Source organism: Acinetobacter sp. 1207_04 (assembly GCF_052850415.1).
The window spans coordinates 12,267-32,427 of record NZ_VXCQ01000002.1 but is presented as its reverse complement, the minus strand read 5'-3'; the positions used below and the strand labels follow the sequence as shown (position 1 = coordinate 32,427).

Annotated in this window: 23 protein-coding genes; 17 read left to right on the top strand and 6 right to left on the bottom strand. The window is 38.3% G+C overall.

All coding sequences use genetic code 11. The features are described 5' to 3' along the window. Window position 1 precedes the first annotated feature (1 nt). On the bottom strand, window positions 2–1,066 hold the full coding sequence (gene mltG, locus FW754_RS02050) for an endolytic transglycosylase MltG (protein WP_409511885.1): 1,065 nt from the start codon (window positions 1,064–1,066) through the stop codon (window positions 2–4). Beyond that, entirely contained in the window at window positions 1,059–1,895 is an 837-nt protein-coding gene (gene pabC, locus FW754_RS02045) for an aminodeoxychorismate lyase (protein WP_446323712.1), read from the bottom strand. Before pabC ends, mltG begins: the two co-directional genes overlap by 8 nt. Window positions 1,896–2,060: 165 nt before the next feature. On the opposite strand from pabC, the gene FW754_RS02040 reads away from it, so the two are divergent. From FW754_RS02040 to FW754_RS02015, 6 genes are all read left to right on the top strand, one after another. Then, window positions 2,061–3,065, top strand: coding sequence for a sulfate ABC transporter substrate-binding protein (locus FW754_RS02040; RefSeq protein WP_409511883.1), 1,005 nt, complete (start codon window positions 2,061–2,063; stop codon window positions 3,063–3,065). Between the two features lie 46 nt (window positions 3,066–3,111). Beyond that, on the top strand, window positions 3,112–3,717 hold the full coding sequence (locus FW754_RS02035) for an RBBP9/YdeN family alpha/beta hydrolase (protein ID WP_409511882.1): 606 nt from the start codon (window positions 3,112–3,114) through the stop codon (window positions 3,715–3,717). Between the two features lie 78 nt (window positions 3,718–3,795). Beyond that, complete coding sequence (gene cysT, locus FW754_RS02030) at window positions 3,796–4,629, top strand: sulfate ABC transporter permease subunit CysT (protein WP_409511881.1); 834 nt, start codon at window positions 3,796–3,798, stop codon at window positions 4,627–4,629. Further along, window positions 4,626–5,513 carry a sulfate ABC transporter permease subunit CysW gene (cysW, locus tag FW754_RS02025; RefSeq protein ID WP_409511880.1) on the top strand — a complete coding sequence of 296 codons (888 nt, stop codon included), beginning with the start codon at window positions 4,626–4,628 and terminating at the stop codon, window positions 5,511–5,513. Before cysT ends, cysW begins: the two co-directional genes overlap by 4 nt. A gap of 11 nt (window positions 5,514–5,524) precedes the next feature. Beyond that, complete coding sequence (locus FW754_RS02020) at window positions 5,525–6,586, top strand: sulfate/molybdate ABC transporter ATP-binding protein (protein ID WP_446323711.1); 1,062 nt, start codon at window positions 5,525–5,527, stop codon at window positions 6,584–6,586. Between the two features lie 60 nt (window positions 6,587–6,646). Continuing rightward, on the top strand, window positions 6,647–7,576 hold the full coding sequence (locus tag FW754_RS02015; RefSeq protein ID WP_409511878.1) for a CysB family HTH-type transcriptional regulator: 930 nt from the start codon (window positions 6,647–6,649) through the stop codon (window positions 7,574–7,576). Window positions 7,577–7,657: 81 nt separating this feature from the next. Here the strand turns inward: FW754_RS02015 and carO are convergent, their stop codons facing one another. After that, entirely contained in the window at window positions 7,658–8,386 is a 729-nt protein-coding gene (gene carO / locus FW754_RS02010; RefSeq protein ID WP_409511877.1) for an ornithine uptake porin CarO, read from the bottom strand. A 314-nt stretch (window positions 8,387–8,700) separates the two neighbouring features. Between carO and dapD the strand changes: the two genes are divergently transcribed. The 5 genes from dapD to FW754_RS01985 all read left to right on the top strand — a co-directional run bounded on the left by dapD (window position 8,701) and on the right by FW754_RS01985 (window position 11,978). Then, window positions 8,701–9,522: a 2,3,4,5-tetrahydropyridine-2,6-dicarboxylate N-succinyltransferase gene (gene dapD / locus FW754_RS02005; RefSeq protein ID WP_409511876.1), complete on the top strand. Its 822-nt coding sequence runs from the start codon at window positions 8,701–8,703 to the stop codon at window positions 9,520–9,522. Window positions 9,523–9,632: 110 nt separating this feature from the next. Further along, window positions 9,633–10,343: a 7-carboxy-7-deazaguanine synthase QueE gene (queE, locus tag FW754_RS02000; RefSeq protein WP_409511875.1), complete on the top strand. Its 711-nt coding sequence runs from the start codon at window positions 9,633–9,635 to the stop codon at window positions 10,341–10,343. 30 nt (window positions 10,344–10,373) lie between these two features. After that, on the top strand, window positions 10,374–11,042 hold the full coding sequence (queC, locus tag FW754_RS01995; protein ID WP_409511874.1) for a 7-cyano-7-deazaguanine synthase QueC: 669 nt from the start codon (window positions 10,374–10,376) through the stop codon (window positions 11,040–11,042). 15 nt (window positions 11,043–11,057) lie between these two features. Continuing rightward, complete coding sequence (locus FW754_RS01990; protein ID WP_409511873.1) at window positions 11,058–11,456, top strand: hypothetical protein; 399 nt, start codon at window positions 11,058–11,060, stop codon at window positions 11,454–11,456. Window positions 11,457–11,519: 63 nt separating this feature from the next. After that, complete coding sequence (locus tag FW754_RS01985; protein WP_446323710.1) at window positions 11,520–11,978, top strand: peroxiredoxin; 459 nt, start codon at window positions 11,520–11,522, stop codon at window positions 11,976–11,978. Between the two features lie 152 nt (window positions 11,979–12,130). On the opposite strand, the gene FW754_RS01980 is transcribed toward FW754_RS01985, so the two are convergent. Continuing rightward, window positions 12,131–12,736, bottom strand: a complete 606-nt coding sequence (locus FW754_RS01980) for a LysE/ArgO family amino acid transporter (protein ID WP_409511871.1) — start codon at window positions 12,734–12,736, stop codon at window positions 12,131–12,133. Between the two features lie 173 nt (window positions 12,737–12,909). On the opposite strand from FW754_RS01980, the gene FW754_RS01975 reads away from it, so the two are divergent. Then, the gene (locus tag FW754_RS01975; protein WP_446323709.1) at window positions 12,910–13,821 is read left to right on the top strand and encodes a LysR family transcriptional regulator ArgP; all 912 of its coding nucleotides are present in this window, start codon (window positions 12,910–12,912) and stop codon (window positions 13,819–13,821) included. A 37-nt stretch (window positions 13,822–13,858) separates the two neighbouring features. Here the strand turns inward: FW754_RS01975 and FW754_RS01970 are convergent, their stop codons facing one another. After that, window positions 13,859–14,428 carry a nicotinate-nicotinamide nucleotide adenylyltransferase gene (locus tag FW754_RS01970; protein WP_446323708.1) on the bottom strand — a complete coding sequence of 190 codons (570 nt, stop codon included), beginning with the start codon at window positions 14,426–14,428 and terminating at the stop codon, window positions 13,859–13,861. Window positions 14,429–14,527: 99 nt separating this feature from the next. Between FW754_RS01970 and FW754_RS01965 the strand changes: the two genes are divergently transcribed. Together FW754_RS01965 and FW754_RS01960 are read left to right on the top strand one after the other, a co-directional pair. Continuing rightward, on the top strand, window positions 14,528–15,328 hold the full coding sequence (locus FW754_RS01965; RefSeq protein ID WP_409511868.1) for an enoyl-CoA hydratase-related protein: 801 nt from the start codon (window positions 14,528–14,530) through the stop codon (window positions 15,326–15,328). Window positions 15,329–15,444: 116 nt separating this feature from the next. Further along, window positions 15,445–16,203 (top strand): nitroreductase family protein, encoded by a 759-nt coding sequence (locus FW754_RS01960; RefSeq protein ID WP_409511867.1) that lies wholly within the window; start codon window positions 15,445–15,447, stop codon window positions 16,201–16,203. Between the two features lie 118 nt (window positions 16,204–16,321). Here the strand turns inward: FW754_RS01960 and FW754_RS01955 are convergent, their stop codons facing one another. Beyond that, complete coding sequence (locus tag FW754_RS01955) at window positions 16,322–16,636, bottom strand: NGG1p interacting factor NIF3 (RefSeq protein ID WP_446323707.1); 315 nt, start codon at window positions 16,634–16,636, stop codon at window positions 16,322–16,324. A 303-nt stretch (window positions 16,637–16,939) separates the two neighbouring features. On the opposite strand from FW754_RS01955, the gene ahcY reads away from it, so the two are divergent. From ahcY to FW754_RS01940, 3 genes are all read left to right on the top strand, one after another. Further along, window positions 16,940–18,322 (top strand): adenosylhomocysteinase, encoded by a 1,383-nt coding sequence (gene ahcY, locus FW754_RS01950; RefSeq protein ID WP_446323706.1) that lies wholly within the window; start codon window positions 16,940–16,942, stop codon window positions 18,320–18,322. 162 nt (window positions 18,323–18,484) lie between these two features. Beyond that, window positions 18,485–19,321, top strand: coding sequence for a methylenetetrahydrofolate reductase [NAD(P)H] (metF, locus tag FW754_RS01945; protein ID WP_409511864.1), 837 nt, complete (start codon window positions 18,485–18,487; stop codon window positions 19,319–19,321). A gap of 43 nt (window positions 19,322–19,364) precedes the next feature. After that, window positions 19,365–20,072: a 16S rRNA (uracil(1498)-N(3))-methyltransferase gene (locus FW754_RS01940; RefSeq protein ID WP_409511863.1), complete on the top strand. Its 708-nt coding sequence runs from the start codon at window positions 19,365–19,367 to the stop codon at window positions 20,070–20,072. Window positions 20,073–20,161 lie beyond the last annotated feature (89 nt).

Here is a 20,161-nt window from a genome sequence, read left to right as displayed (position 1 = left end):
CTTAATTTTTAGATTGCATAACAGCGCGGTATTCTTGCACTGCTTGGTTGTGATCAGACAAATTAGCGGTAAATTTATGACCACCATTGCCTGTTGCCACAAAGTAAATATTGTCTGAATTATCAGGATGCATTGCAGCTTCAATGGCTTTTTTGCTTGGAAGTGCAATTGGTGTTGGCGGTAAGCCATTGATAGTATAAGTATTATATACTGTTGGTGTGCGTAAATCTTGCTTGGTAATATTACCTTTATATTGATCACCCATACCATAAATTACAGTTGGATCTGTTTGCAAACGCATCCCCAATTTTAAACGACGCACAAAAACACCTGAAACTTGTTCTAATTCACGATCAACACTGGTTTCTTTCTCGATAATTGACGCCATAATCAACGCCTCATATTTGGTTTTATACGGCACAGTTGGATCACGTTTTTCCCAAGCATCGTCTAAAATTTTCATTTGACGCTGATACAAATCTAATAAAATTTGTTTATCTGAAGTTTCTTTTGCAAAAAAATACGTATCGGGGGCAAATAATCCTTCAGGATGCTCAAAAGGAATATTAAGCGCTTGCAACATTTCACGAGTTGGTAGGTTTGTCACCTCATGCACAACCAAGCTGTCTTTTTTGAGTGCTTTGATTAAATCTTTAGCAGTTGTTCCTTCAATGACCAAAATGCGATTCATTTGCGCATTTTCAGCATTAGAAACCATTTCCAAAACTTGACGATAACTCATGCCCTGAGTTACTTCATATACACCTGCTTTCATGGTGTCGTGTATGAAAAATTTACGATATAACTTTAGAACAAGTGGAAAGCTAACCTTACCATCTTGTGCTTGTTGATCAATAAAACGAGTATAATTTTCACCATTAGTCACTGAAAGCTTTTGTTTTTCTCCTGCTACAGGAAAAGGTTTAAACAAGCTCATTTTCAAAACAATACCAATAACAACGAGAATTGCAATAAGGGCTATTGCAATCACTTTTAAAATCTTTTTACGCTTTAGAGCAAGCTGTTGCTGTGCTTTTTTATTAGATTTAGGCTGGGTTTTAGACATAAGGCTTAAACTGATTCAATTTTAAAGTTTCAAATAACTCAACACAAGGTTGAAGGTCTAATCTGCGTTGTTGAAATGCATCTAAGTCAAATGTCTCTACAACTTTCATGGGACTCAGTGCATTACAGAAAAATAAGCTTTGTATAGTTTGAATTTCATCAATATTCACCTGACGTCGCTCACAAGCAATACTATGTTGTTGCATACGTTGCAAAATTTCTGCACGCATCACACCATGCACACCATTATAACGAAGTTCAGGCGTAACCCATGTATTGTTTATGCGTAGAAGACAATTACTGCTTATACCTTCAACAATCTGCCCATTTAAATCGCAAACCAATGCCTCTAACCACTGTTTCTGTACAGCTTCTTGCTTCAACATAACTTGCTCAAGTCGGTTTAATGTCTTTATACCGACCAATTCAGGCATATTTAAGCCTATTTTCCGCTCTAATACACCGCTATTGATCTGCTCAAACTTAAAATCAGATGTCTCTTGCGGATAAAACAAAACATAGATATCAGCAGGATGCTCAGGCAATGCATAGCCACGATTGCCCTCTCCACGTGAAAGCATAATTTTTAATGTGCCATTCAACTGCTCAAAATGCTGTCTTAATAATGCAATACTAATATCGATTAACGTGAAATCTACATCAAGCAATAAGCGATGTGCCGAATCAACCAAACGATTTCGATGAGCGGTTTCAAGCTCAAAAATATCTTGATGAAAACGTGCGGTGGTAAAACAACCATCACCATACTGAAATGCTCGATCTAAAATTGAAACTGAATCAACCCATTGAGCATTTTTAAGATATAACATTTGATCAAAACCTTCCTGTATTCAGCATAATCCACCTCTAAATTACGACACCAATTAGCATAAATATTCATATAAAATTCATTTTTTATTATTTTTTATGAATAAAGACAACCGCTATGCTTCATCCATATTTATGAACTTCACAAAAATATGGGAACAATCACCATGCAATTTTCAAAACTAAAAGTAAGCTTACTTGTCGCTCTCGTTTCTGTTTCATCAATCACTTTTGCTGCAAAAGACTTTTTAAATGTCTCTTATGATCCAACTCGTGAATTATACGATGATTTTAATAAACAGTTCGGTGCTTATTGGAAAAAAAGTACGGGGCAAGATATTAACTTCAAACAATCACACGGCGGTTCAGGTAAACAAGCGCGCGCCGTGATCGATGGCTTAAGTGCAGATGTTGTTACATTGGCTTTAGCTGCCGATATTGATGCAATTGCTGAAAAGACGAATTTACTTCCAAAAGATTGGCAAAAGAAATTCCCTCAAAACTCAACACCATATACATCAACCATTGTATTTCTTGTACGTAAAGGCAACCCAAAAGGCATTAAAGATTGGGGGGATTTGGTTAAACCAGGCGTAGAAATTGTGACACCAAATCCAAAAACTTCAGGTGGTGCGCGTTGGAACTATCTTGCTGCATGGGCTTGGGCAAAACATAAATACGGCACAGATGCAAAAGCACAAGATTTTGTTCGTCAAATTTACAAACAAACCAAAGTACTCGATTCAGGCGCACGTGGTTCAACCACAACCTTTGCCGAGCGCGGTATTGGTGATGTGTTACTTGCTTGGGAAAATGAAGCTTTCTTAGCACAACGTGAGCAACCAGGTAAATTTGAGATCATCACACCAACTTTATCTATTTTGGCTGAGCCACCTGTAGCAATTGTCGAAAAAAATGTACAAAAAGATGGTAATGCCAATGTCGCAAAAGCTTACTTAAACTTCTTGTATTCGCCTGCGGGACAAACTATTGCAGCAAAAAATTACTATCGTCCACGTAATGCAAGCATTTTGAAGCAATACAGCACTGTATTTAAACCTTTAAAACTGGTAACGATTGATAAAGAGTTTGGTGGTTGGGCTAAAGTTCAAAAGCAACATTTTGAGAATAACGGTGTATTTGATCAAATTGTAAAAGAGAATAGTAAATAATCATCAATCAATACGCATCACGTAGGTAAAAGTAAGGAGTAAAGACATGATTCACACGATAATTGTTCCGGGAGTGGGTGGCAGTGATTCTGATCATTGGCAGTCTTGGTTACAACGTGAACTTATGTCTTGCTCTCGTGTGCAACAAAAGGATTGGAATCTTCCTATACTCAAAGATTGGATGAAGAGTTTTGTGACTTTAGTTGCCAAAACTGAAGCACCAATCCAAATCGTTGCACATAGTTTCGGTTGTTTGACCAGTGTTGCTGCATTAGCACAACATCCAGAGCTTACATCAAAAATCAAAAAATTGATTTTAGTTGCGCCTGCTAACCCTGCCCGCTTCGGTGCGAATGGTTTTGCACGCAATAGTCCAAATGATTATGCAGCTTACTTTCATCAACTCAAAATTGCCGTACCCACTGAAATGATTATTTCTGAAAATGATCCTTGGTTAAACTTCGATGATGCACTTGCTTTGGCGAAAGCTTGGCGAATTAAACCTCGCAACTTAGGTCAAGTCGGACACATCAATGTTGCTTCAGGTTTTGGATCTTTTCCAGAAATTTATGACCACCTCATCAGTGAGCCACAGCACGCTTATATCAATAATATTGATGATAACAAGTTGTTTTTTAAATTTGCAATTTAGTCCCTGCCTTTTATGCTTGGCAAAATTTATTTTATAGCTCACTGATTTCAGTCAGCTTTCTCTCTTTGAGGAGTTCTCATGTCGCAGCGTTCCCGAGTGCTGCCAGGATTTGGTCTTTCACTAGGCTTCACCCTAGCGTATTTATCATTAATTGTGCTGATCCCATTGTCTGCCGTATTCATCAAATCCCTTGGAATTGGTTGGGATGGTTTATGGGAAATCCTCAGTTCTGAACGAATTTTAAAATCACTACAACTGAGTTTTGGTACAGCGATTATTGCTGCACTTATTAATGTTGTTTTTGGTTTATTGCTTGCTTGGTGCCTTGTTCGTTATAGTTTTCCCGGCAAACGTATTGTTGACGCATTGGTTGATTTACCTTTTGCACTGCCAACGGCTGTGGCAGGTATTGCACTCACATCGCTGTATGCACCTACAGGCTGGATTGGGCAATACCTTGAACCTATTGGTATTAAAGTCGCATATACCCCGATTGGGATTACCTTGGCCTTAATTTTTATTGGTATTCCTTTTGTGGTACGTACGGTACAACCCGTCCTTGCCGATTTAGAAACCGAACTTGAAGAAGCGGCATCTGCGCTTGGCGCAAATCGTTTTCAAATTATCACCAAAATCATTTTACCAATTTTATTTCCTGCATTACTGACAGGCTTTGCACTTGCATTTGCACGGGGCGTCGGTGAATACGGCTCAGTGATTTTCATTGCAGGTAATCAACCTTTTGAAACTGAAATTGCACCATTGATGATCATTTCACGCCTCGAAGAATATGACTATGCTGGTGCAACCACGATTGCTGTGGTGATGCTTGTACTTTCATTTTTTATTCTCTTTTTGATTAATCTTATTCAAGCTTGGGCAAGTCGCCGTACAGGGAGAACTGCACGATGAGTTCATCTTCTAGCAGTGCTTTAGCACAAAAATTACAATCTCGAGATGCGACACGAGAACCTACTTGGGTCAAAGTCACCCTTATTGTCATTGCAATGATTTTCTTTTTAAGTTGCTTAATTCTTCCTCTGATTTTAGTTTTCGTGGAAGCGTTTAAACAAGGTGTTGCTGTTTATTTTTCAGCATTGGTCAATCCTGATACATTGTCTGCTGTTAAATTAACATTACTCACTGCTGCTATTGCTGTTCCACTTAACGTGGTATTTGGTGTTGCTGCTGCATGGTGTGTGGCGAAATTTAACTTTCGTGGTAAAGCTATTCTCACCACCATTATTGATACACCATTTTCAGTATCACCTGTAATTGCAGGTTTAATGCTTGTGTTGATTTTTGGTTCACAAGGTTGGTTCGGCGGTTGGTTGATGGACAATGACATCAAGATTTTGTATGCGACTCCTGCAATTGTATTGGCGACTATATTCATTACCGTCCCTTTTGTTGCTCGTGAATTGATTCCTCTAATGGAAGCACAAGGCACAGAGGAAGAAGAAGCAGCAATTGTACTAGGTGCATCTGGTTGGCAAACATTTTGGAATGTGACTTTACCCAATATTAAATGGGGTCTGATTTACGGCATCATTCTGTGTAATGCCCGTGCAATGGGTGAGTTTGGTGCAGTTTCTGTCGTTTCTGGTCACATTCGTGGTGAAACCAATACATTGCCTCTCCATGTTGAAATTTTATATAACGAATATACGTTTAGTGCAGCATTTGCTGTGTCATCGCTGCTTGCTCTGCTTGCGATTCTTACCCTAATTTTAAAAACGTGGGTTGAAATCCGTCAGGAAAAACAAGACCGACGCAATGACGATGCAACTGTTTAAGGAATTACATTATGAGTATTCAAGTTAAAAATATTGAAAAACATTTTGGTGCGTTCCATGCACTTAAAGACATCTCTTTAGACTTTCCTGAAGGTCAGTTGGTTGCATTACTTGGACCATCGGGTTGTGGTAAAACAACACTGCTTCGCATCATTGCTGGTCTTGAATCTGCAGACAAAGGTCAGGTGATTTTAGAAGGTCAAGATGCCACGAATATTCACGTTCGTGAACGCCAAGTCGGCTTTGTATTCCAACATTATGCTTTGTTCCGTCATATGACTGTATTTGACAACATTGCTTTTGGTTTACGTGTACGTCCACGCGCAACACGTCCAAATGAAGCAGAAATTAAAAAGCGTGTGACACGTTTGCTTGATTTGGTACAACTTGGCTTCCTTACTGATCGTTACCCTGCTCAGCTTTCAGGTGGTCAGCGTCAACGTATTGCGCTTGCGCGTGCCTTGGCGGTTGAACCTCGTGTACTTTTACTTGATGAACCTTTTGGTGCCCTCGATGCTAAAGTCCGTAAAGAATTACGCCGTTGGTTACGTACTTTACATGATGAATTACATATCACTTCTATTTTTGTGACACATGATCAAGAGGAAGCACTTGAAGTTGCTGACCAAATTGTGGTGATGAACAAAGGTGATATCGAACAAATTGGTTCACCACGAGAAGTGTATGAAAATCCGACCACGCCATTTGTCTTTGACTTCTTAGGTCAAGCCAATCGTTTTGAAGGTACGAAATCTCAAGGACTGATTCAAATCGGTTCTGACAGCATTCTACTGCCTGAGCCACAAAATGTATCAGACGGTCAGGTGATTGCTTTTGCACGCCCACATGAATTACGTATTCATGCACAACCGACTGAAAATGCATTCCAAGCAACCTTCTTACGTGAAATTTGGATTGCAGGAAAAATCATGGCTGAGTTACAAGACAGCGCAGGTAATCTGATTGAAATTGCACTCAGTTCGGAAGATGCTAAATTACATCAGTTCCGACCAAACCAAACCGTATGGATCAGCGCATCTACACTACATCTTTTTGCAAATCAGGTTGCGTAACACAACCTCAGGATGAGCAGTACATTAGCTGACTCGTCCTTATTTAAGGTACCGAAGAACATGAACTTTCAGCAATTAAGAATTATCCGAGAAACAGTTCGTCAAAATTATAATTTAACCGAAGCTTCGGCTGCACTCTACACCTCTCAATCGGGCGTGAGTAAACACATCAAAGACCTTGAGGATGAGCTAGGTGTTCAACTTTTTGTACGTAAAGGTAAACGCTTATTGGGTTTAACAGAACCTGGTCAAGCACTGCTCAGTATTGTTGAACGCATGCTCATTGATTCAGATAATATTAAACGCCTTGCTGATGACTTTAATAAAGTCGATGAAGGAACGTTAACGATTGCAACAACACATACACAAGCTCGTTACGTTCTTCCACCTATCGTCAATGCATTTAAAAAATTATTTCCAAAAGTCCATTTGATTTTGCAACAAGCAAGCCCGACTGAAATTGTTGAAATGCTGTTACTGGGTCTAGCTGATATTGGTATTGCGACTGAATCACTCATGGCTGAAGATAATTTAGGAAGTGTGTCATTTTATAATTGGAAGCACTGCATCATTACACCTAATGATCACCCATTAGCACAGCTTAATCCAAGAGAAATCACCTTAGAAAAATTGGCTCAATATCCAATTATTACCTACCACGGTGGTTTCACAGGACGTTCTAAAATTGATACTGCTTTTGATGATGCAGGACTCAATGCCGATATTGTGATGTCAGCGCTCGATGCCGATGTCATTAAAACCTACGTTGAACTCGGTATGGGTGTCGGTATTGTCAATGATGTGGCTTATGACACTGAACGTGATCATCGTTTAAAACAAATTGATACCGATTTATTTGGAGTCAATACAACATGGATAGCTGTCCGTAAAGGACATCTTCTACGTGGTTATGGCTATGAATTCATTTCGATTTGTGCACCCGATGCCGATGTTAAAGCATTGAAAAAAATTGCTTACCCTGAAGACTAAAACGTATTTTTAATAACCCCAACAACAAAAAAAACAGGCTTATGCCTGTTTTTTTTTGTTACATTACATTCGGATCAAAACTTACCAATGGAAACTTACACCCACTTTACCAACGGGTAACCATTGGTACTTGTCATCATTACTAATTTTATCTTCTTCAGCGGCTAAATCTCTATCGAAATCTGCACCATTGACATTTACAAAATCTCCGCGAGATTGTAAATTCACATTAGGATTACCTGTGTAATATGCACCAACCTCACCAAATACACCCCAGTTTTTATTAATTTTAGGTGCAAAACCTAAACCTACATATGGGGAAATTTTGTTCTCATAATCCATTTTACCATTCACTTCACCATTAAAGTTATAGTTATTACCATTCACTTTAATTACGCCATCACTTGAACGTTTGCTAAGATCATATTCAGAATCGATATAGCCCACACCAGCGGCTACATACACCCCTTGAGCCCAACGGCTTTGACTTGTACCCCATGGACGAATCTCCGCATTTAAATACGCAAGCTTATTATCCATATCTACATCGTATTTTGTACCATTGATAGATAAATCATCTGACCAAGAAATATCTCCCCCGTTATAACCCAGTGCCAAACCAACATATGGATTAGCTGTCCATAAAAGTGCACCACCGTAACCTGTCGTACCGACTTCTACACGCGCACCTGTTGGAATGAGTTGGTTTGTATCAAAAGTTTTACCGCTATCAACCACTTGATAATCTGCCATTGCAAAACCAGATGCAGTTAATGCTGCTGTAATCGCAAAAAGTTTAAACACTTTCATTTGTATCTCCTCAAAAATTGAGCTTGTTATTTAATTCATTCATGTTTTTTTGATTTCAGTTTTATCTTAGTTCAAAACCCCTGATAAAAAGGTGACTTCTTGATGAATTTTTGCTTAATTATGTTAACTTTTGATACAATTTAGTATAAGTATCGGTATTTAAACGCTTAAAATTTACAAATTTTTTCAGCTTTTATACATTTCTGTAAGCGCCATTTTTTTATTTACTACTTTTAGCATTGTGATTTGATTTTTAGAGAATTTACCAACCAATTTGGTGTAGAATCTGTAAAATTTTTTGGAAAGAGAAGATCATGTCTCAGCTTTCAACGATCATCGAGCAAGCATTTGAAAACCGTGCAAATTTCACAGCGGCAGATTGTCCAGCTGAAATCCGTACTGCAGTTGAAGAAGCGATTTCAGCTTTAGATAACGGTACATTACGTGTCGCTGAAAAAATTGACGGTGAATGGATTGTTCATCAATGGTTGAAAAAAGCGGTATTATTATCGTTTAAACTCAACGACAACAAACCAATTGAATCATGCGACCTTCAGTTCTATGACAAAGTTGATACTAAGTTTACAGGTTGGACTGAAGAACAATTTAAAGCCGCTGGCGTACGTGTAGTACCTCCTGCTGTTGCACGTAAAGGTTCTTTCCAAGCAAAAGGCGTGATCTTGATGCCTTCATATGTGAACATTGGTGCATATGTTGATGAAGGTACTATGGTTGATACATGGGCAACTGTTGGTTCATGTGCTCAAATTGGTAAAAATGTACACTTGTCAGGTGGCGTAGGTATTGGTGGTGTTCTTGAGCCACTTCAAGCAAACCCGACCATTATTGAAGATAACTGCTTCATTGGTGCACGTTCTGAAATTGTTGAAGGCGTGATTGTTGAAGAAGGTTCTGTGATTTCAATGGGTGTATTCATTGGTCAATCAACTAAAATCTTTGACCGTGCAACCGGCGAAGTTCACTATGGTCGTGTCCCAGCAGGTTCAGTTGTTGTTGCGGGTAGCTTGCCGTCTAAATGCGGTACTTACAGCCTTTACGCTGCAATTATCGTGAAAAAAGTTGATGCAAAAACTCGTTCAAAAACGAGCTTAAACGACTTACTTCGCGAAGACTAATTCCTTTATTTGTTGCGGAACTTTCGCCGCCTATTGGCGCAATAGCTCCTCGTCTCTACGGTCAATTCTGATCGTAGAGATTTTTCATTTTGTACACTGTGGTAAATGTTATGAATACTCTCCGCTCTTCTGCTATTCCTGTTTCTGATCCGTCTGCGGGTTTACGTATTACGGAGATTTTTTATTCCCTACAAGGTGAAGCCAATGCAGCAGGCTTACCGACTGTTTTTATTCGTTTAACGGGTTGCCCTTTACGCTGCACCTACTGCGATACAACTTATTCTTTTGAGGGTGGTCAACGTCAGTCATTGGACAGTATTATCCAAACCGCAACAGATTTTAATACCCCTTATATTTGTGTTACAGGCGGTGAACCACTTGCACAGCCAAATTGCATTCCATTATTACAACAATTATGTGATTTAGGTTTTGATGTTTCACTCGAAACAAGTGGTGCACTTGATGTATCTTCTGTAGATACACGTGTATCAAAAGTGCTCGATCTCAAAACGCCTACATCTGGTGAGCACACACGTAATCTTTTAAGTAACCTTGATCATTTAACCCCACATGATCAAATTAAGTTTGTCATCTGTAATCGTGAGGATTACGAATGGTCAAAACAGCAAGTTGCAGAATTTGAGTTAAATGAGCGGGTCAGTACTGTGTGGTTTTCACCAGCTTTTGCTGTCGAAAAAAATACAGCTCGGCTACCTGCTTTAGCGCGTGATTTAGCGCAATGGATTTTAGACGACCAACTCCCTGTTCGCTTTCAATTACAATTGCATAAATTGTTATGGAATGATGAAACTGGTCGTTAATCCGCCCTGTTATAAAATTGGAGAAGTGTTATGCGTCCTCGTGCGATCGTTTTATTGTCAGGTGGTTTAGATTCCACCACTTGTTTAGCTTGGGCTCAAGCCAATTACGACTGTATTGCAATCAGCTTTATGTATGGTCAACGCTCAACAACTGAGTTAGATGCTGCCCGTGCATTAACTCAACGTGCTGGTGTGGAACACCGTGTAATCAATATTGATTTAGGTAATTTGGGTGGTTCTGCCCTCACCGATCATAGTATTGAAATCCCAGATCATGAACAAGCTGGTATCCCAATTACTTATGTGCCTGCACGTAACACCATTTTCTTGTCTTATGCGCTTGCAGCTGCCGAAGTATTTGATGCACAAGCCATTGTCATTGGTATTAATGCTGTTGATTATTCAGGTTACCCTGATTGCCGTCCTGAGTTTATTGATGCCTTTGCCAATATGGCGCGCCTTGCAACTAAAGTTGGCGTGGAAGGAAAACCACTTAAATTTGAAACACCTCTGTTACATTTATCCAAAGCAAATATCATTCGCTTGGGTATAGAACATGGCGTAGACTACAGTCAAACAGTGTCATGCTACCAAGCTGACGACCAGGGACGTGCTTGTGGAAAATGTGATAGCTGCCGTTTACGCAAACAAGGTTTTGCTGATGCAGGTGTAACAGATCCTACACGCTATATACCGTAATAATAGGTAATGATGATGAAAATTTCTAAAACAGGTTTACTACTGACTTCACTTTTTTCTGCTGCAATGTTCGGTTCTACACTTGCTTCAGCAGATGCGGCAAGTATTGCAAAAAGCACTAACGTGAAAGCTGCGATCATTGCTGAGTGTAAAACTCAAATCACTAAAAAAGGTGGTTTAACTGCAACTGAAGCAGGTAAATACTGTACTTGTGATACCGATATCAAAGGTAAAACAACACTTGCTCAACAGTGGGAGCTACAAAGCACACTCAATGCGAAGAAAAGCCCATCTACGTTAGCATTTGTTCAGAAGCAAAATGCAGACATGAAGGCATGTCTTGGTGCACCACTGGTTAGCAAGATTCAAACACTTGCTGAAGCTGAAATGAAAGCTGCACAAGCGAAAAAATAATCGTTAACCACAGTCTAAATTCAGCCACTTTTATGTGGCTGAATTTTTATGGAGAATATGAATATGAGTTCAAGTATTACTTTACCAAATCAAACTTTCCAAACAACTTCAGGCGAAATTAATTTAGCTGAAGTTACATCAGAATGGTTACTCATTTATTTTTACCCAAAAGATTCAACACCAGGCTGTACAGTCCAAGCTGTTGATTTTTCAACACTGAAAGAGCAGTTTTCTGCACTAAATACCACGATTATTGGGGTATCTCGTGATTCTGTAAAAGCACATCAGAATTTTACTGAGAAGCAAAATCTCAGCATTAACTTGATTAGTGATAAAGAAGAAGTACTGTGTCAGCATTTTGATGTAATTAAAGAAAAAAATATGTATGGTAAGAAAGTGATGGGCATTGAACGCTCAACGTTTATTTTCCATAACGGTACATTGGTCAAAGAATATCGTAAAGTCAAAGCTGCAGGGCATGCTGAACAAGTTTTAGCAGATTTAAAAGCACTTCAAGCTTAAGTAATTACGCTGTATAACGATTAGCCCACATACTTCATTTTTTAGATGTATAAATATATTGATGATTGAATATTTGGGCTGATCTTATAGTTAAAAAACCTATCCTAAAACAAATATAAACAGCCTTAAATTTCAAATCATTCATCTAAATATCATACATTTAAAATCAGTGAAATTGCAATTCCCCACATTACCAATGCAATCACTCCATCTAAAATCTTCCAAGCCTTTGGATTTTCAAAAATAGGAATAAATATTCTTGCACTATAGCCCAATGCAAAAAAGAATAACCAAGATGCCGTCACTGCACCTAAAGCAAAATATAATTTCGTATTTTCAAATTGTGTCGAAATTGAACCGAGCAAAACCACCGTATCCAAATATACATGCGGATTGAGCCATGTTAAAGTCAAACAAATTAAAATGATTTTACTTAAATGTTGCGTTTCATCTGCACTAATTTGCATCTTTTGTTCTGAACCAAAGGATTGCAAGGCATGTTGTAATCCATACCAAAATAAAAACAGCGCCCCACCCCATTTAGCCCATTGTATTAATTGAGGGTACTGTTGTATCACCACTGAAAAACCCGTTACACCTAAAATAATGAGAATAGAATCGGACAATGCACATACCAAACAGACCCAAAACACAGATTGTTTTTTTAAGCCTTGTTTCAGTACAAATGCATTTTGTGCCCCAATTGGAATGATCAGGCTAAAACCCATCATTAGTCCCTGTATGTAACTATTTACCATGACCATGTAACATTCAAAAAATTGTGGATGTATTATCCTGAAATTTTCATAATATTGATTATTTCTTAGAAAATATCAATCTAACTAAATTTAATTAAGTTTATAATTGGAATTAAATACACTAAAAGTACTATTTTTACACGAATAGAAAATTTCAAGTAGGATTAAAAATTATGCTTAATCATAAACATTGTGCAGCATTTTTAGCTGTTGCAGAAACAGGTAGCTTTGATCTTGCCGCAGTACAGTTGTGCATTACAGCTTCGGCAGTGACTTTACGTGTGCAAAGTTTAGAAAAACTACTCGGACATTTACTGATTGTTCGTGAGCGTCCATGTCGAATCACACAAGCAGGTCAGTCTTTATTGCACTATCTACAGCACAGTCGTTTACTTGAACAAAATTTATTGCAAAATTTGACAGGAAAAACTGAAAAATCACAGTTTTATCGAATTAACATTGCCACCAATGCCGACACACTTGCCACTTGGCTACTGCCATTATTCAAAAATATTTTGATTGAACATAAAATTGTTGTGCATTTTCAATTGGATGATCAATCACAAACGCATCATTTGCTAGAAGCTGGCTTAGTTAATGCTTGTCTAACAACTGAGCCGAATGCAATGAAAGGTTGCGTAGCACATTCTTTAGGACAAATGCATTATCGTTTTGTTGCTACACCACAATATATTGCACAGTGGTTTCCACACGGCGTAAACCGTGATGCTTTACGTGACGCACCTGCACTGATTTTCAATGAGAAAGATCATATGCACACTGGATATATTCAGCAAAAATTTGGCTTAAATCCAACCCAATATCCACATCATTTTATTCCGTCATCAAGTGCATTTGTTGATGCGATTGTCATGGGATTGGGGTATGGATGGCTACCTGATTATCAACTTAATCCACATTTAGACAGCGGAAAATTAGTTGAGATATCAAATGAATTAGCGATTGATCTGCAACTGTATTGGCATCATTGGAAACAACAATCTGAACCGTTGTCAATATTAACTGAACATATTAAAATTCATGCAAATCATGCGATGAATCTCGCTCAAAACCTCACACATTAAGATTCATATATAGAACATTAATATTTATATAAAAAATCTATTCAAGATTAGACTTATCATTTAGTGCAAATTTTTTACTTAATTGTGTATAAATAGGCGTTTGTTGAAAATTGTGTAAAAAATCAATGCTCCCTTGTGGAAAGGCGTTCTTCAAAATTTCTCCACGATAGTAAGCTTCACGCAGTGGTGTTGCAGACATCGCTCCGACTAAACTGTCAAGCTCAAGCATTTTCCACTCAGGAAAAAATTTCAAATAATACGAAGAGTCATCTTTAAAGTGCCCAATTAAACCGACCCGATCCCCTTTTTGAATCACTCCACCCACTTTGAGTTTAACTATTTTTTGCCATTTTTCATCATTATAAACATCAATTACAGGAACAAAATGAATCCGTTTTTGATCCTCAGCAGAAAAATTCGATAAAATCATCTGTGCACGTTCATCAGCAAGAAATGGATTTTTAATATTACGTTCATTTTGGGCAGAACCTAATGCCAAAATAACGTGTTTACTGTGTTGTAGCGCAATATTCACAGTTTCCAAATGTGCCAAATGAAAAGGCTGAAAACGACCAATAAAAACGAGGTAATCAAATATATAGTTCATGCTGATTCTTTTTTATGAACTCATGAGTTGCACCACATTTGCAAATATGCGACATAATGGACTCATAAGAATATTTCAATTGAAAGCAAGGATAGTACGATGACACTCAGTTGTATTCAACAACCACATCAACATTTAAACGCAAATTTGGAAAATGGTGTACTGACTTTAGCCATTAACCGACCAGAAGCAAAAAATGCATTGTATGGTGAATTGTACCTTTGGATTGCCAAAGCATTCGATGAAGCAGATCAAGATAATGATGTACGTGTCGTGATTCTACGTGGTGCAGATACTGATTTTAGCGCAGGTAATGATATGAAAGACTTCATGGCTTTCATTTCACAACCCCTTGAAGGTAAAGAAGGTGATGGTCCACCTTTTGTGCTATTAAAATCTGCCGCACGTTTATCTAAACCATTGATCTGTGCTGTGCGTGGTGTTGCAATTGGAATCGGTGTAACTGTTTTATTACATGCAGATATGGTTTATGCAGACAATACTGCCCTATTCCAAATTCCGTTTGTGAGCCTTGGTCTTTCTCCAGAAGGTGCTTCGAGTAAATTACTCATTCAGCAAGCAGGCTATCATAAAGCGGCTGAATTACTTTTAACTGCTCAGAAATTTAACAGTGAAAAAGCCTTAAGCGCAGGTTTAATCAATAGCATTGAAGATGATGTTTACGGTCACGCATTACGTCAAGCGCAAACCCTTGCTGCTCTTCCATTGGCTTCAATCAAACAAACTAAAGCGATGATGAAACATAATCTTGAAGAAATCATCCAATGTGTTGATGATGAAGCTGTTATCTTTATGCAACGTGTTAAATCTCCTGAAATGGCTGAAGCTGTTGCCGCATTTATGCAAAAACGCAAACCTGATTTTGCACAATTCAACTAAGTTTTAAAACTAAAAATGAATTGAAAATAAAACCACTGACTTTATGAGTACAGTGGTTTTATTTTTTAAAACATATTATTTTAAAACAATGTAAATCATTAAAAAGGTTAAAAATCATGTCTAAAGCCAATACAGAAAAAAAACGTTACTATGAACCTGCACCTCAAGATATTGATGTTGAAAACTTTAAAAAAGTGGTTCAAAGCCGACGTTCCGTACGTAAATTTACCGACAAGGTGATTCCTGCTGAAATTTTAGATGATTGTCTCGACATGGCATTATTAGCACCAAACTCGTCCAATTTACAGCCATGGACATTTTATGTTGTGCAAAATCCATCTAAGAAGAAGCTATTAATTAAAGCGTGTTTAGGTCAACTTGCGGCAAAAACTGCTGCTGAACTGATTGTTTGTGTAGCTCGTACTGACCGTATTGATGACATGGCAAAACGTAATATCAACGAATTTCCATTTCCTGAAGTTCCACCTTTGGTTAAAAAATATTACACGTATATTCCACTGAACTATAAAACAGGTTACTTCAATGCATTGGGTAACTTTAAGAAAGTGGCATTTAAGGTTGCACGTACACTCGACAAGCAGCTCCCAGTGACTGCATTTACCCCTGCCGATGCTGTACTTTGGGCAAGTAAAACCACAGCTTTGGCTTGTGAAAACTTAGTTTTAGCTTTGCGCGCACATAGTTTTGACAGCTGTATGATGGAAGGCTTTGATGAACCTTTAGTACGTAAAATTTTAGACCTCAATGATCAACAATACCCTGTCATGGTGATTGGTGCAGGCGAACGTGCTGAAGATGGCGTATTCTTCCCACAATATCGCTTTGATCGTGAATTATTTATTCAGAAAGTTTAACCTTTTATAAGTCCTTAACCTTTAGACATAGAGATTGACTTATTTTCATTTACTTTTTGTACTTTAATCCCTCTTTGCGAAGCTAAGCTCCTATCCCTTTAAAAAGGAGGGGCTTTATTTATCCAATCTCAACCATCTGAATAAACTCAAATGCAGGCTCTTCATAAGGATGGCTTACTTTTAATGCTTTTGCCACTGCACCAGCAAATTCATCAGGTACGATAGTTTCCACTCGCCATTCAGGCACTAGCTCTAAAGTATCCAATTCACCAATAAACGGATTTGCACCTTTAATAGGCTTAAATTGCCCTGTGCCTAATACTTGCCATGCACAATGCTCATAATTTCCTATTCCACCTGCACCTACATTAAAAATGGCAGTTTTAGTACTTTCTAAATAAGCCTCAGGCACATAATAAATCAGCTTTAACATCGCGTTCCCTTCTCATGCATCACAATAAACCCTCATCAATACATGCTAAAAGATCAAATGACACGCTGACAAGTTTTTGATCAATTAAAAAATGAGTCTGACGAAAATATAGAATATTAGCGCTTTCAACTTGGAACACTTTTCGAATCCAAGTACAATAGCCCGCAGTCGAGGGGTGCTGCGACTTTTTCACAGGCTCATAAATGTGAAATCGCTAGGCTCGACCATCGGTATTTCTATTTAGAACAACCAAAAACGGCATCCGCGAACATACTGATCCATTTTTTCATATAGGAGATCGTGATGAACGCGGTTAATGCTTCATTTACAGATTATAAAGTTGCCGATATTTCACTTGCAGATTACGGCCGTAAAGAAATCAAACTTGCTGAAGCTGAAATGCCTGCTCTAATGGGTTTGCGTAAACGCTATGCTGTTGCAAAACCACTTGCTGGCGCAAAAATTCTTGGTTGTATTCATATGACCATTCAAACTGCGGTTCTTATTGAAACCCTAGTAGAATTAGGCGCAGAAGTTCGTTGGACATCTTGTAATATTTTCTCAACTCAAGACCATGCTGCTGCTGCTATTGCTGCTGCAGGTATTCCTGTTTTTGCTTGGAAAGGCGAAACTGAAGAAGAATACAACTGGTGTTTAGATCAACAAGTTAATGTAAATGGTACGCCTTGGGATGCCAACATGATCTTGGATGATGGTGGTGATTTAACATTACTTGTTCATGAAAAATATCCACAAGTGATTGCAAAAATTCACGGTGTTACTGAAGAAACAACTACAGGTGTTCAACGTCTGTATGAAATGCTTCGTGACGGTACGTTGAAAGTGCCTGCAATCAACGTAAATGACTCTGTAACGAAGTCTAAAAACGACAACAAATACGGTTGCCGTCACTCGTTAAATGATGCGATTAAGCGTGGTACAGATATGCTTTTATCTGGTCGTCGTGCGCTTGTGATCGGTTATGGTGACGTTGGTAAAGGTTCTGCACAATCACTTCGTCAAGAAGGTATGATTGTACGTGTAACTGAAGTTGATCCAATCTGTGCTATGCAAGCATGTATGGATGGTTATGAAGTTGTTTCTCCATACAAAAATGGCGTACAAACAGGTAAGAAAGAAGACATCAATCTTGATCTTCTTCAAAATACTGACTTGATCGTAACAACAACAGGTAACTATCACGTTTGTGACTCAGCTATGCTTGATTCATTAAAAGCAGGTTCAGTTGTATGTAACATCGGTCACTTTGATACTGAAATCGACACCAACTACTTACGTAGTTACAAATGGGTTGAAGTTAAGCCACAAGTACACCAAGTATATCGTTCAGAAGACGAAAATAACTACCTAATCCTTCTTTCTGAAGGTCGTTTAGTGAACCTTGGGAATGCAACAGGTCACCCATCACGTATTATGGATGGTTCTTTTGCTAACCAAGTATTGGGTCAAATGCATTTATTTGCAGAAAAATTTGCTGATCTTCCAGAATCTGAAAAAGCAGCTCAAATTCGTGTAGAACTTATTCCTAAGAAATTAGATGAAGAAGTTGCTGCTGCAATGGTTGTTGGTTTTGGCGGCGTCTTGACTCAATTGACTCAATTACAAGCAGATTACTTAGGTGTAGCTGTTGAAGGTCCGTTTAAGTCTGAGACTTATAAGTACTAAGTTTTTTCACCTCTCCTAACCTCTCTTGTTAGGAGAGGGACTTTTCATTACGGTTTTAAATAATGTAATGGATTCTCTTTTTCTTACGCCATATATGGCTCAGGGAGAAGGTTGGAATGAGGGTTAATAAAAAAACAAGTCTTTGATAAAAAGGATTTAACCATGACCAAACGTGTTCCTATTTCGTTTGAGTTTTTCCCAACAAAAACCGATGCAGGTGCGGAAAAACTTAAAATCGTTCATCAAGAATTACAGCGATTAAACCCTGAGTTTTTTTCCATTACTTATGGTGCGGGTGGTTCAACTCGTGAACGCACTTTAGCTGCAATTAATGATTTTAATGGTAAAGGTACGCCTGTTGCCCCTCACCTGTCTTGTATTGGTGATGACAAAGTCCGTATCGCTGAGCTTTTAGATATTTATAAAAATCAAGGCATTGACCGTATTGTAGCGCTTCGTGGTGACTTACCTTCAGGTCAAGTCGGCTTAGGTGAATTGCCTTATGCACAGGATTTAGTTCGCTTTATTCGTGAACATTCAGGTGATCATTTCCACATTGAAGTAGCAGCCTACCCTGAAATGCATCCTCAAGCCGATAGTTTTGATAAAGACATTCAACGTTTTTGTGAAAAAGTTCGTGCAGGTGCAAATGCAGCATTAACTCAATTCTTCTTCAATCCAGATGCGTATTTCTACTTTATCGATCGCATTCAAAAAGAAGGTCTTGATATTCCTGTTGCACCAGGCATTATGCCAATCACAAATGCAAGCAACTTAATTCGCTTTGCTGATGGTACAGGTGCTGAAATTCCGCGTTGGATTCGCAAACAACTTGCGGCCTATGGTGATGATACTGCAAGTATTAAAGCATTCGGTCATGAAGTGAATGTTAAGCTTTGCGAACGCCTGATTGCAGGTGGTGCGCCAAGTCTGCATTTCTATACCATGAACCATACAGAACCAAATCGCCAATTGGTGCTTGACCTCGGTTTAGCCTAATTATATATCATCCAATTTTGTACATTTAAAAGAGTAAGCCTGAATGCCTCGTTTTTATATTGAAACTGATTTAGCAGTAAATACTACGGTTGAACTGACTGAAACAGTATTTCATCATTGGGTTAAAGTCTTACGTGCTAAATTGGGTGAAACAGCCACCTTGTTCAATGGACAAGGTGGTGAATATTATGTGACATTGTCAGAAATCAATAAAAAATCTGCACAGGTTTTTGTTGATGCTTTTAATGCTGATAATCGTACTCCGTCCAAAAGCACTCTGCTCGGACAGGTCATGAGCAAAGGTGATCGGATGGATTACGCTATTCAAAAGGCTGTAGAATTGGGTGTTGTAAAAATTCAACTTTTAACCTCTGAACGTTGTGAAATGCGCCTTAAATACGATCGTGACCAAAAGAAAATTGAACATTGGCAAGGTATTGCTATTGCTGCTTGTGAACAATGTGGTATGAACCGTGTACCTGAAATTTTAGCACCAATCTCATTAGAGGCATGGCTACAAAGTGATTTACCTGAAAGCCGTCTTGTCCTAGCACCCAATAAAAATCAACAAAATGTCTTACAAAATACAGGCTCATCACTTGCTGTACTGATTGGTCCTGAAGGCGGATTGAGTGAAACTGAAATCAATATGGCCAACGAGACAGGCTTTATGAGTTGGTGTATTGGTGATCGGATTTTACGCACAGAAACCGCACCCGTAGTCGCACTTACACTCATAAACTTTACCTAAATCAACATTTACATAAAAAATGTTAATTAGTTAGAATTATATTGATTTTTAAGCCTAACAAAAGTAACGTAATATTGATGAAAAGAATA

What these genes read in the sequence shown, in the direction of transcription:
- mltG (WP_409511885.1), bottom strand. Translation starts at nt 1,066, where the DNA reads ATGTCTAAAACCCAGCCTAAATCTAATAAAAAAGCACAGCAACAGCTT.
- pabC (WP_446323712.1), bottom strand. Translation starts at nt 1,895, where the DNA reads ATGTTATATCTTAAAAATGCTCAATGGGTTGATTCAGTTTCAATTTTA.
- FW754_RS02040 (WP_409511883.1), top strand. Translation starts at nt 2,061, where the DNA reads ATGCAATTTTCAAAACTAAAAGTAAGCTTACTTGTCGCTCTCGTTTCT.
- FW754_RS02035 (WP_409511882.1), top strand. Translation starts at nt 3,112, where the DNA reads ATGATTCACACGATAATTGTTCCGGGAGTGGGTGGCAGTGATTCTGAT.
- cysT (WP_409511881.1), top strand. Translation starts at nt 3,796, where the DNA reads ATGTCGCAGCGTTCCCGAGTGCTGCCAGGATTTGGTCTTTCACTAGGC.
- cysW (WP_409511880.1), top strand. Translation starts at nt 4,626, where the DNA reads ATGAGTTCATCTTCTAGCAGTGCTTTAGCACAAAAATTACAATCTCGA.
- FW754_RS02020 (WP_446323711.1), top strand. Translation starts at nt 5,525, where the DNA reads ATGAGTATTCAAGTTAAAAATATTGAAAAACATTTTGGTGCGTTCCAT.
- FW754_RS02015 (WP_409511878.1), top strand. Translation starts at nt 6,647, where the DNA reads ATGAACTTTCAGCAATTAAGAATTATCCGAGAAACAGTTCGTCAAAAT.
- carO (WP_409511877.1), bottom strand. Translation starts at nt 8,386, where the DNA reads ATGAAAGTGTTTAAACTTTTTGCGATTACAGCAGCATTAACTGCATCT.
- dapD (WP_409511876.1), top strand. Translation starts at nt 8,701, where the DNA reads ATGTCTCAGCTTTCAACGATCATCGAGCAAGCATTTGAAAACCGTGCA.
- queE (WP_409511875.1), top strand. Translation starts at nt 9,633, where the DNA reads ATGAATACTCTCCGCTCTTCTGCTATTCCTGTTTCTGATCCGTCTGCG.
- queC (WP_409511874.1), top strand. Translation starts at nt 10,374, where the DNA reads ATGCGTCCTCGTGCGATCGTTTTATTGTCAGGTGGTTTAGATTCCACC.
- FW754_RS01990 (WP_409511873.1), top strand. Translation starts at nt 11,058, where the DNA reads ATGAAAATTTCTAAAACAGGTTTACTACTGACTTCACTTTTTTCTGCT.
- FW754_RS01985 (WP_446323710.1), top strand. Translation starts at nt 11,520, where the DNA reads ATGAGTTCAAGTATTACTTTACCAAATCAAACTTTCCAAACAACTTCA.
- FW754_RS01980 (WP_409511871.1), bottom strand. Translation starts at nt 12,736, where the DNA reads ATGGTAAATAGTTACATACAGGGACTAATGATGGGTTTTAGCCTGATC.
- FW754_RS01975 (WP_446323709.1), top strand. Translation starts at nt 12,910, where the DNA reads ATGCTTAATCATAAACATTGTGCAGCATTTTTAGCTGTTGCAGAAACA.
- FW754_RS01970 (WP_446323708.1), bottom strand. Translation starts at nt 14,428, where the DNA reads ATGAACTATATATTTGATTACCTCGTTTTTATTGGTCGTTTTCAGCCT.
- FW754_RS01965 (WP_409511868.1), top strand. Translation starts at nt 14,528, where the DNA reads ATGACACTCAGTTGTATTCAACAACCACATCAACATTTAAACGCAAAT.
- FW754_RS01960 (WP_409511867.1), top strand. Translation starts at nt 15,445, where the DNA reads ATGTCTAAAGCCAATACAGAAAAAAAACGTTACTATGAACCTGCACCT.
- FW754_RS01955 (WP_446323707.1), bottom strand. Translation starts at nt 16,636, where the DNA reads ATGTTAAAGCTGATTTATTATGTGCCTGAGGCTTATTTAGAAAGTACT.
- ahcY (WP_446323706.1), top strand. Translation starts at nt 16,940, where the DNA reads ATGAACGCGGTTAATGCTTCATTTACAGATTATAAAGTTGCCGATATT.
- metF (WP_409511864.1), top strand. Translation starts at nt 18,485, where the DNA reads ATGACCAAACGTGTTCCTATTTCGTTTGAGTTTTTCCCAACAAAAACC.
- FW754_RS01940 (WP_409511863.1), top strand. Translation starts at nt 19,365, where the DNA reads ATGCCTCGTTTTTATATTGAAACTGATTTAGCAGTAAATACTACGGTT.